Annotated in this window: 13 protein-coding genes; 10 read left to right on the top strand and 3 right to left on the bottom strand. The window is 44.0% G+C overall.

Features of this window, described 5'->3' with window-relative positions; all coding sequences use genetic code 11:
• Window positions 1-257 precede the first annotated feature (257 nt).
• From rpsF to rplI, 4 genes are read left to right on the top strand one after another with little or no spacing between them, the layout of a single operon-like run.
• Window positions 258-626 (top strand): 30S ribosomal protein S6, encoded by a 369-nt coding sequence (gene rpsF / locus AACT21_RS01180; RefSeq protein ID WP_013857919.1) that lies wholly within the window; start codon window positions 258-260, stop codon window positions 624-626.
• Between the two features lie 8 nt (window positions 627-634).
• A complete protein-coding gene (gene priB, locus AACT21_RS01175) occupies window positions 635-937 on the top strand; it encodes a primosomal replication protein N (RefSeq protein WP_026027846.1) in 303 nt (100 codons plus the stop codon).
• A gap of 16 nt (window positions 938-953) precedes the next feature.
• Entirely contained in the window at window positions 954-1,181 is a 228-nt protein-coding gene (gene rpsR / locus AACT21_RS01170) for a 30S ribosomal protein S18 (RefSeq protein ID WP_000090472.1), read from the top strand.
• Window positions 1,182-1,214: 33 nt separating this feature from the next.
• Complete coding sequence (gene rplI, locus AACT21_RS01165; RefSeq protein ID WP_013857917.1) at window positions 1,215-1,664, top strand: 50S ribosomal protein L9; 450 nt, start codon at window positions 1,215-1,217, stop codon at window positions 1,662-1,664.
• 63 nt (window positions 1,665-1,727) lie between these two features.
• Here rplI and AACT21_RS01160 read toward each other — a convergent pair whose 3' ends face one another.
• Window positions 1,728-2,492 carry a DUF481 domain-containing protein gene (locus AACT21_RS01160; protein WP_094150247.1) on the bottom strand — a complete coding sequence of 255 codons (765 nt, stop codon included), beginning with the start codon at window positions 2,490-2,492 and terminating at the stop codon, window positions 1,728-1,730.
• 174 nt (window positions 2,493-2,666) lie between these two features.
• On the opposite strand from AACT21_RS01160, the gene AACT21_RS01155 reads away from it, so the two are divergent.
• The 3 genes from AACT21_RS01155 (at window position 2,667) to pgi (ending at window position 7,034) form a co-directional block, all read left to right on the top strand.
• The gene (locus tag AACT21_RS01155) at window positions 2,667-4,073 is read left to right on the top strand and encodes a replicative DNA helicase (RefSeq protein ID WP_094164073.1); all 1,407 of its coding nucleotides are present in this window, start codon (window positions 2,667-2,669) and stop codon (window positions 4,071-4,073) included.
• A 13-nt stretch (window positions 4,074-4,086) separates the two neighbouring features.
• Window positions 4,087-5,160, top strand: a complete 1,074-nt coding sequence (gene alr / locus AACT21_RS01150; protein ID WP_197056815.1) for an alanine racemase — start codon at window positions 4,087-4,089, stop codon at window positions 5,158-5,160.
• Between the two features lie 221 nt (window positions 5,161-5,381).
• A complete protein-coding gene (gene pgi, locus AACT21_RS01145; protein ID WP_094164072.1) occupies window positions 5,382-7,034 on the top strand; it encodes a glucose-6-phosphate isomerase in 1,653 nt (550 codons plus the stop codon).
• A 96-nt stretch (window positions 7,035-7,130) separates the two neighbouring features.
• Here pgi and AACT21_RS01140 read toward each other — a convergent pair whose 3' ends face one another.
• Window positions 7,131-7,592 carry a chemotaxis protein CheX gene (locus tag AACT21_RS01140; protein WP_017043302.1) on the bottom strand — a complete coding sequence of 154 codons (462 nt, stop codon included), beginning with the start codon at window positions 7,590-7,592 and terminating at the stop codon, window positions 7,131-7,133.
• 18 nt (window positions 7,593-7,610) lie between these two features.
• Entirely contained in the window at window positions 7,611-8,069 is a 459-nt protein-coding gene (gene zur / locus AACT21_RS01135; protein WP_170908027.1) for a zinc uptake transcriptional repressor Zur, read from the bottom strand.
• A 567-nt stretch (window positions 8,070-8,636) separates the two neighbouring features.
• On the opposite strand from zur, the gene repA reads away from it, so the two are divergent.
• From repA to AACT21_RS01120, 3 genes are all read left to right on the top strand, one after another.
• On the top strand, window positions 8,637-9,605 hold the full coding sequence (repA, locus tag AACT21_RS01130) for a plasmid replication initiator RepA (protein ID WP_254917197.1): 969 nt from the start codon (window positions 8,637-8,639) through the stop codon (window positions 9,603-9,605).
• Window positions 9,606-10,293: 688 nt separating this feature from the next.
• Entirely contained in the window at window positions 10,294-10,521 is a 228-nt protein-coding gene (locus tag AACT21_RS01125; RefSeq protein ID WP_225484611.1) for a pyocin activator PrtN family protein, read from the top strand.
• On the top strand, window positions 10,518-10,796 hold a 279-nt coding region (locus AACT21_RS01120; RefSeq protein WP_141195249.1), incomplete at its 3' end, for a hypothetical protein. The genes AACT21_RS01125 and AACT21_RS01120, both read left to right, overlap by 4 nt.

Genomic DNA, 10,796 nt, shown 5'->3' with positions numbered 1-10,796 from the left:
TGGTCGTACAGTAGGTGCTGGTGTTGTTGCTAAAGTTATCGCTTAATTTTCGATAATTTATGCACACACTGCATTAAAAAGGGAAGCTTAGGCTTCCCTTTTTGTTTGATGTGACCCTTAGTACATTTCCCTTGCTAATCCTGCTTCGTTTCTGTACTATTTGCCGTCCTTAATTCTCGGTCTTTTTTTTTCGTTCCTTGCTTCCTATGGACGACCGAGCCAAACCTGGAAGCTGAATAATCCGTAAGGAGCAACCGATGCGTCATTATGAAATCGTATTCATGGTGCACCCAGATCAAAGCGAGCAAGTTGCTGGCATGATCGAGCGTTACACTGGTTCTATCACTGAAACTGGCGGTACTATCCACCGTCTAGAAGATTGGGGTCGTCGTCAAATGGCTTACCCAATCAACAAGCTTCACAAAGCTCACTACGTTCTTATGAACGTTGAAGCTGACCAAGCTGTGATTGATGAGCTAGAAACTGCTTTCCGTTTTAACGATGCAGTTCTACGTAACATGATCATGCGTACTAAAGCTGCTATCACCGAGCCATCAATCATGCTGAAAGCTAAAGAAGAGCGTTCTAAGCGTGATGAAACTCGTTTCGATGCAGACGCTGAGTAATTGATTTGATGACCAATCGGATGGAGTTGAGTGGCACTGTCGCAAAACCTCCCATTCGAAGCCAAAGTCCTGCGGGTATTGAACATTGCCGTTTCTGGCTTGAACATCGCTCAACAGTGATAGAAGCTGATTTACCGAGACAAGTCTATTGTCGTATGCCGGTAGTCGTCAGTGGGCAGAGGTCAACGAATCTCACTCAACACTTAGTACAAGGCAGCACCATAACCGTAAGTGGCTTTGTCGCTTACCAAACTAGCCATAATGGCGTAGGTAAATTGGTGCTACATGCCGACCACATTACTCAAATTTAAGATCAGGAGATAGCCCATGGCTCGTTTCTTCCGTCGTCGTAAATTCTGCCGTTTCACTGCAGAAGGCGTACAAGAGATTGATTACAAAGATGTAGCAACTCTTAAAAACTACATAACTGAAGCTGGTAAAATCGTACCTAGCCGTATCACTGGTACTAGCGCTAAATACCAACGTCAGCTAGCTCGTGCAATCAAGCGTTCTCGCTACCTAGCTCTATTGCCATACACTGATAAACATCAGTAATTGGCACCGTTTATTAAGAAAGAGGATTAATCAATGCAAGTTATTCTACTTGATAAAATCGGTAACCTAGGCAGCCTTGGCGACACTGTAAGCGTGAAATCTGGTTATGCTCGTAACTTCCTTATCCCACAAGGTAAGGCTGTAATGGCAACTAAATCTAACGTTGAAATGTTTGAAACTCGTCGTGCTGAACTTGAAGCTAAAGTTGCTGAGCAACTTGTTGCATCTCAAGCTCGTGCTGAACAAGTTAACGCTCTTGAAGCTGTTGTTATTACTTCTAAAGCGGGCGATGAAGGTAAACTATTTGGTTCTATTGGTACTCGTGATATCGCTGACGCTATTACAGCGGCAGGTGTTGCAGTATCTAAGAGCGAAGTTCGTCTACCTGAAGGTGCTCTACGTAACGTAGGTTCTTTCGAAGTGAGCATCCAACTTCACTCAGAAGTGTTTGCAACTGCGAAAATTCAAATCGTTGCTGAGTAATTTCAGTCTTCGGATGAATTGAAAACACCAGCCTTGGCTGGTGTTTTTTTATCTTCAAACTACCTAGAAACGAAACTGTAAACTAAATGAAGTGACGCTATCGGCTTTACTTAGTCCTGCTGGAACCTTATCGTGGTATTGGCGAGACAAGTTCACTTTCAACGCAATCGAATCAGTAATGTGGTTGGTTAAAATGAGTTCGCTATCGGTTCTGATGTTACTTTCTCCTGCGACAAGAGTCAGTTCAGAGGAGATGGTTAAATTATCGAAAGTTGCCCAAACACCTTTTAAGTTACCACGAAATATGACTTCTTCGACTGTATTTGCAAATACAATATCCGTACTTGATATCTCATCTAGGTTGGGTTTTTGGTAACGAAAACCGGGCCCTATTTCAATCTCTAATAGCAATATGTCGGTATTCATTAATTGGTAACCCATTCCACCAGATAGCGTGTAGTCTTTGAAATAGGCGCTGTATTTCGAATCAACACCGTTAAAGTTTGCGTATAGATAGGCTTTTGAAGCTAACTTATAGTCACTTTGCAGCGAATAGTTTGCCTGCCGCTTATTCTCTTTTCCATTTTTATCAAGACGATACAATTTCCACTCACCATTGGTTCGATGGCGACCTGTTATGTATTCTGTCTTGACTCGTGAATTCAATGACTCTGAATCAGTATTACCTGAGTGGGCTTGGTAACCCAATTCGACTTGGCTATTCCAAGGAGAAGAAACTTCGATTTCCGTATCGTTTTTAAGATCCTCATTAGCATAAGCTGCACTCATCGCGAACAGGCTAAAACTAAGAAACCAAATTTTGGACACGAAGCACCCCTAAAGTGAATAAAAATAGTGGGCGAAATAGTAGGTGTAGGGCGGTTCTGTTTGGTCAGCATGAGGTTAATTCTCTACGAGATAAACACAAAGTTTCGTTTACATAATTACAAATGATCTATTCTGGCTATAATGGTCGGTCATTAGATAGTATTGAGCGAAGTCATGGCTGCACCACGAACAGATCAACGAAATCGTAAACCGTTTGACGCACAAGTCGACGCAATTAAAGTTCCTCCACATTCGATCGAAGCTGAGCAATCAGTGATTGGAGGCTTGCTATTGGATAACGAACGTTGGGATACGGTGGCTGAGCGTGTGGTCAGCAAAGACTTCTATAGCCGTGCGCATCGTTTAATTTTTGATGCAGCTAAATCGATTTTGGAAGCCAGTAAGCCGCTCGATCTTATTACATTATCTGAGTATCTTGAGCGTCGCGAACAGCTGGAAGATGTCGGCGGTTTTGCCTATTTAGCGGATTTGGCGAAAAATACGCCCAGTGCGGCTAACATTAATGCTTATGCTGAAATCGTAGCGGAACGAGCATTGGTGCGTAACCTCATCGGTGTTGCCAATGAGATTGCGGATGCAGGTTATGATCCGCAAGGGCGCAGTTCGGAAGATTTGCTCGATCTGGCTGAAAGTAAAGTGTTCGCCATTGCTGAGGAGCGTACCAGCGAAAATGAAGGCCCGCAGAATGTCGATTCGATTTTAGAAAGAACTTTAGAGCGTATTGAACTGCTGTATAAAACACCACAAGATGGTGTCACGGGCGTGAATACGGGGTTTGCTGATCTCAATAAGAAAACGGCTGGTTTACAAGGTTCTGATTTGATCATTGTAGCTGCTCGCCCTTCTATGGGTAAAACGACGTTTGCCATGAACTTGTGTGAAAACGCGGCCATGGAGCAAGAAAAACCGGTTCTTATCTTCTCTCTTGAGATGCCAGCTGAACAAATCATGATGCGTATGTTGGCATCGCTTTCTCGCGTTGATCAAACCAAAATTCGTACTGGGCAGCTGGATGATGAGGATTGGGCACGAATTTCATCTACCATGGGTATTCTCATGAAAAAGAAAAATATGTACATAGATGATAGCTCAGGCCTAACGCCTACCGAGGTTCGTTCTAGAGCTCGTCGTATTGCGCGCGAGCATGGCGGTTTGTCGCTCATCATGGTCGACTACTTGCAGTTGATGCGAGTTCCTTCGCAATCAGATAACCGTACTTTAGAAATTGCGGAGATCTCTCGCTCGTTAAAAGCGCTGGCTAAAGAATTGAATGTGCCCGTGGTGGCTTTATCGCAGCTTAACCGTTCGTTGGAGCAGCGCGCCGATAAACGCCCAGTCAACTCCGACTTGCGTGAATCCGGTTCGATAGAACAAGATGCCGATTTGATCATGTTCATTTATCGCGACGAGGTGTATCACCCTGATAGTTCGTTAAAGGGTATCGCAGAGATTATTATAGGTAAGCAACGTAACGGCCCGATTGGGTCTGTACGGTTAACCTTCCAAGGGCAGTATTCTCGTTTTGACAACTATGCAGGCCCTGCATTTGACGATGAGTAATTTGATGAGCTACATGAAAGCGGCAACCGCCTGCATCGATCTCGATGCGTTAAAGCACAACCTACAGCGAGTAAAACAGCAGGCACCAAACAGTAAAATTATGGCGGTGGTCAAAGCAAATGGTTATGGTCATGGGCTTCGGCATGTTGCGAAACATGCACTAGGCGCGGATGCATTTGGCGTGGCGCGCATTGAAGAAGCGCTGCAACTAAGAGCGAGCGGTGTGGTAAAACCTATCTTGTTGCTTGAAGGTTTTTATTCTCCGATGGATCTTGCCGTATTGGTGACCAATAACATTCAAACCGTTGTTCACTGTGAGGAGCAGTTAGTCGCCTTAGAGCAAGCTCAATTAGATGTCCCAGTCAATGTTTGGTTGAAAATCGATAGCGGAATGCATCGTTTAGGTGTGCGCCCAGAACAATACCCCGATTTTTTAGAACGTTTGCAAGCGTGTAAAAACGTAGTGAAGCCATTGCGTTATATGAGTCATTTTGGTTGTGCCGATGAACTCGATAAATCAACGACTTCTGAGCAAATTGAACTATTTTTAGCAATGACAAAAGGTCATGAGGGTGAAAGATCACTTGCTGCCTCCGCTGGTTTATTAGCTTGGAAGCACAGCCAGTTAGAGTGGGTTCGCCCAGGTATTATTATGTATGGCGTTTCTCCTTTTGATGATAACTCGGCGCAAGCGCTGGGCTATCAACCTGTAATGACATTAAAATCACACTTGATCGCAGTGCGTGATGTTAAAGCGGGAGAGAGTGTCGGCTACGGTGCCACTTGGACAAGCTTGCGTGACACTAAGGTTGGTGTTATCGCAATTGGCTATGGCGATGGTTATCCTCGCACTGCACCCAATGGAACTCCGGTTGTTGTCAATGGGCGTAAAGTGCCGATTGCAGGGCGAGTTTCAATGGATATGCTTACGGTCGATCTCGGTCCACAAGCCTGCGATAAGGTGGGTGATGAGGTTATTTTATGGGGAAAAGAGCTACCAGCAGAAGAAGTGGCCTCTCACATCGGCACGATCGCTTACGAGTTAGTGACGAAACTCACTTCTCGTGTTGAGATGTCGTATCAATAAAGCCAGAGTATGCACCCATTAGGTTTACCTGACCTAACTCAATATGAGAGCGGGTAAGCTGAGTCATAATTGCGCTCACAAAACGAATAACGACGTGTTGCCTTCCAAATATAGGCAGTCGATACCATTTTCTTTTTTTGCTCAATCGGGGATTCCATCATTTTGAAACAGAGTTTAGGAATGATAGGAATAAAACCTACTGTCACATCGGGATAGATACCATGTTGAAAAATATCAATCCAACGCAAACCAACGCTTGGAAAGCACTGACTGCGCATTTTGAATCAGCGCAAGATATGGACCTTAAATCGCTTTTTGCACAAGATGCACAACGTTTCGATAAATTCTCGACTCGTTTTGGTTCAGATATTCTTGTTGATTACTCAAAAAATTTGATCAACGAAGAGACCTTACAACATTTACAAGCATTGGCGAATGAGACTGAACTAAAGTCAGCCATCGACGCTATGCTGCAAGGATGCGCGATCAACCAAACTGAAGGCCGTGCCGTACTGCACACTGCGTTACGCAACCGCAGTAACACACCGGTCATGGTTGATGGTGAAGATGTGATGCCAGCCGTGAATGCGGTACTTGAGAAGATGAAATCGTTTTCTGAACGAGTGATTTCTGGTGAATGGAAAGGTTACACTGGTAAAGCGATTACCGATATTGTCAACATTGGTATTGGTGGTTCAGACCTTGGCCCATACATGGTCACAGAAGCACTTGCGCCGTATAAGAATCATCTTAATCTTCATTTCGTTTCTAACGTTGATGGAACACACATCGTTGAAACGTTGAAAAAAGTCAATCCAGAAACCACGCTATTTTTAGTGGCTTCAAAGACGTTTACTACCCAAGAAACCATGACCAATGCACATACGGCTCGTGATTGGTTCTTAGCGGAAGCAGGCGATGAAACTCATGTTGCAAAACATTTTGCGGCGCTGTCGACTAATGCGAAATCAGTCGCTGAGTTTGGTATTGATACAGACAACATGTTCGAATTTTGGGATTGGGTCGGTGGACGCTACTCACTATGGTCAGCAATTGGTCTATCCATTGTATTGGCTGTAGGCTATGACAACTTTGTGGAACTGCTGTCAGGCGCGCATGAGATGGATCAACATTTTGTGGCGACACCTTTTGAGCAAAATATTCCTGTGATCCTAGCCTTGATTGGTATTTGGTATAACAACTTCCACGGCGCCGAATCAGAAGCGATTCTGCCTTATGACCAATACTTACATCGCTTTGCCGCTTATTTCCAACAGGGCAATATGGAATCAAACGGTAAATACGTAGATCGTAACGGTCAAGCGGTAACTTACCAAACGGGTCCAATCATTTGGGGTGAGCCCGGTACTAATGGTCAACACGCCTTTTATCAATTGATCCACCAGGGAACAAAATTAATCCCGTGTGATTTTATTGCGCCAGCGCTCAGCCATAACCCAGCGGGTGATCATCACCAAAAATTGATGTCGAACTTTTTTGCTCAAACAGAAGCGTTAGCGTTTGGAAAAACGCAGCAAACCGTTGAAGTTGAGCTAAAAGCGGCGGGCAAATCAGCACAAGAAATGGCGGCAATCGCACCATTTAAAGTGTTTGAAGGAAACCGCCCAACCAACTCAATCTTAGTTAAGCAGATCACGCCACGCACTTTGGGCAACCTGATTGCGATGTACGAGCATAAAATTTTCGTACAGGGTGTTATTTGGAATATCTTCAGTTTCGATCAATGGGGCGTTGAGCTTGGTAAGCAGTTAGCAAACCAAATTCTGCCTGAGTTAGCCGACGATGCTCAAGTGAGTTCACACGACAGCTCAACCAATGGTTTGATTAACGCGTTTAAGACATTTAAAGCGTAATGCGTCAAAACCTTACTTGGATGTGAGTAAGGTTTTATCCAAATAAAAAAGGTTGATACTTAACGGTATCAACCTTTTTTTCTTTAATGAAAGAGCTTACTCGAAACAGATTTCGATAAAAGCGTTACCCCACTGAGAGGTAAACGGCATGATAATAATTGCACCTTCGCATTTATGACGAATCGTGTGGCCTTTTCCTGAGACAACAACCGGAGTTGCCATATCAAAGTCAAAACCACTCTCGGCAAGAATACGTTTAGCTCCGCCTGTCACCATGTTGGTGATTTCGCCGACCATATCTGTCACTTCTTCATTGAGACCGTTGGGGCGTTCACCTAACATATTTTGCATGATTTCCAATGCTAGACTTTCATCAAAAGTAATAGACATGGAACCGCGGCTTTGACTACCAACCATACCAATCAAGCCAGAGACATCACCACGGGCAATCTCATCTTTCTTTACACGAGGTTTCTGTGGCTTCAACTCTAATGAAGCCATCGTTTTTAACACGTTCATTAAAGAAGCTAAAAACGGGTTTACAAATTCAGCGCGCATAACCTTCTTCTACTGTTTTTATACTTTCAGACTTGAGGAACACGTTTGGCAAACACCATGAGATTCAATAACGTGATTAACGATGTTAAAACCGTGTTTCTCAGCGTTGCTTGCTAGCAAGGCTATCAGACTATCATCTTGAAGTTCAATAACATTGCCACATTTGTCACAAATTAATAGGTGTGAGAAATGCTTATTAGCATTACAAGAGCAACATGAAATAAAGCTATTTGTTGACTCCACTCTATGAATAAAGCCTTGTTCTAACAAAAAGTCCAGAGCACGATACACCGTTGGTGGTTTCGCTTGGGGCTCGCTTTGCTTTAAATCTTCAAGCAATTCATAAGCACTGGATGCTTTTTTGCTTGAACAAATCAGTTCAAACACTCTCTTTCGTTGAGAAGTTAGTCGTACTCCTCTCGCTGCGCATAGTTCTTCTATTTGTTTCGTTAGCTTGTGGTCCAAATTTATCACCATAACCATTGGACTTTAATAATAATATACTATTTCCAGATTAATAGCCTTGTAGCCTACAACATTTTCTGGAGTTAGTTAGCGATGTGATCGTTGTTTGCAACGAAAATAGTACTTAAATTACCTTATATCGATGCAAAACGATACAGAAGAAGAACTGTTGGCGCTATAAACTCGAAGCGATTACAATGCCAAACTTTGTTTTTGGCTGTAAGTTTAGCCATTGAAACTGACTGAATTGGGATATCTAAATCATGACTCACCCTTGTAGGCTATCAGTAGCACCCATGCTCGATGGGAGTGATTGTTTGCCTAAGACTCTGAAATGATTGTGTTTTTCTTTTTGAGGGGCACGTAAGGGGGCACGTTCACTTTCACATGTGAAAGTGGGACAGATAGCTACGCTAATCAAAAACTTGATGACAGATAAAACAAAACCCGCTGGTAACGGAGTTGGCGCTCCTCGCGGGTTTAGTCTTTCATTCGAGGGTTAGTGTAGCAAAATGTGGGTTTTTAACAAGTCAAATTTGTTGAGATTGCACTACTTCTCCAGATTGGAGAAGTGTCAAGGTGTATTCTAATAACGTAAAATTAGCAGGAAGGGGAGCGAGCTCTCACTCCAATGGCTTGTGTTGTAAAAGTACCAAACGCAAGAGAGGAACTCACAGCACCTGTTGCTTAAACCCAAAGCCCGTTTACGTCCGTCCTGCATCTTGGAAGAATTTACCGGGTGAGCTGGGTAAAACGTTCAACTTCTGTCGTAAGCGCGACATTTCCCGTGATCCTCACTTTGTCCACTTGCGTCAGGCCGCAGGCCGTCAGCGTGACTTCAAAGACGTGCGTCGCAATCTCATCAACCCGATGTTTCAAATGCTGCTTTCACGCCATGATCTGGCTACAGGTATCGTGGAACTTGATCTGGAAGATATGGCCGCCGAAGTATCCAAAATGTGGGTAACAGACCCGGAAACAGGTGAGCAATACATCACTGAAAGCAAAGTAACCGTAAGTCGGATCAGCCGCTTCATTGATGAAGTCATGATCCCGTTTGGCCTTTGTTACGTTCACGCTGATGGTGATGAAGCCAACCCGAAAAGCGGCATGGTATGGGATCAGGCTAATGGCTTTTGGTTCCCTAAAGTTCTGGTGCTTACTGATGAGTTTTATCGCTTGGCGGGTGCCAACCTTGAAAAGCTGAACATACAGCGGGAAGAACAGCTGGCTTTGCGCAATGAAGGCATTACCGATGAAGGCGAGATCATCACGGTAGCAGAAGCGAGAATGCGTAAGCGTAAACAAATTTTCAAACGTGCATGGGATGCCCGCAAGCAGAACGCTGGCGCTCAACGCCGCCGCAACAAGCTAGCATCCAAGAGCTTGGACGAACGCAAGCATGAAGTAGCTACGGCCCTCACCAAGTCTATGCCTGCCCATGAGCTTGCCCAGCTAAGCAGTGAGCAGTTCAATAAGCTGGTTTGGGAACGCCTGAACAGCATGGATATAGGCATTAGCCACCCGCCACCTGATACCATTCAATAAATCCAATCGGATTAAAACCTAACCGGGCACATGCCCGGCATTTGTCGTTCCTGTAAGCCAAGATCCGGCAGGATCTCCCCACCTTTTAACATCACTCCCTCTTATTTTTGACGCGCTCAGGTGCTTCCTGTGGCTTTCCTTGTGGATTAATCTAGTTATCCACTCTTATCTGCAAGCGGGTAGATTTGTCTATCTGCGACCATAAGGAAGTTATGCGCAAAACCCGCTCTTTTCATTAAGATCATTAAGATACAAACTATTTCTACATCTCACTTTGTGTGAGTTATGAGGAAAAGAAAATAATGCCTGGCCATTTCCTAGCTAAAGCTAGGGGCCAGTGATACCCCCCCTCCGCCCCCCCAAGGGGGAACCCCTCGCCGCCGGGGACTCAGGAGGATGGCGCGGCCTTCGGCCTAAAGCCAACCTCCTAAGTCAAGGCTATTACGTTCCAATCCAGTCAAGGGGTGGCCGCTTTAGCTCATAGCGCGCGTTTAGTTCATTTTTCCATAGCAGAGCAAGGCTGGCGCTTTAAAGCCCGTATTCGGCCACTGGAACCCTTGACAGGCTTTCCACTTAAACACTTAAAAAAACGTCTCTAAGTGCCCGGAAAGGGCAGATCCACGTTATATGTTGCACATTAAAACGCACGATAATAATTGAGTTCAGATTGGAAATGGAGGAGTTTACTTTGAATACACTTTTTTTGTTGATGGCTGAATTTAATACAGCTGTAGTCCCATTGAGCCAGATTTCTGAGAAATACTTTGGCTTGGCTCCAAGGACTGCTAAGGATCGAGCGACAGCTAATCGACTACCAATCACCGCTTTTCGTGAATCTCAAAAGTCAGAGTATTTAGTAAGCGTAATCGATTTAGCTAATTATATTGATGAAAAAAGAAAGGAGGCAAATTTATGATTAATATGCTGAGCTTTTGGTTGGCTGGACGATATGTTGAGATTCAGTTGCCAGATATTTTTACAAGCTTAAAATTTAACGCTAAAAATGATTTATTACATTTGTTGCAACGCACACGGCGTGAATTTAAGTTTGATGAAAATAGTAGTTCACTTGTTGCACGTAACCTGTCGAAAGTGGCGTTTGATTACAATGTTGATGAAATAAAAAAGAAAGCTGAGCACTTTGCTGATCAGCTAGAAAAAGTTTTGATTAAAAATGGCCAAGCTTTTGTT

This window comes from Vibrio sp. V08_P9A1T1, from assembly GCF_963874405.1.
GTDB classification, from domain to species: domain Bacteria; phylum Pseudomonadota; class Gammaproteobacteria; order Enterobacterales; family Vibrionaceae; genus Vibrio; species Vibrio anguillarum.
The sequence above is the reverse complement of the archived record's forward strand: the minus strand, read 5'-3'. Positions and strand labels throughout refer to the sequence as shown.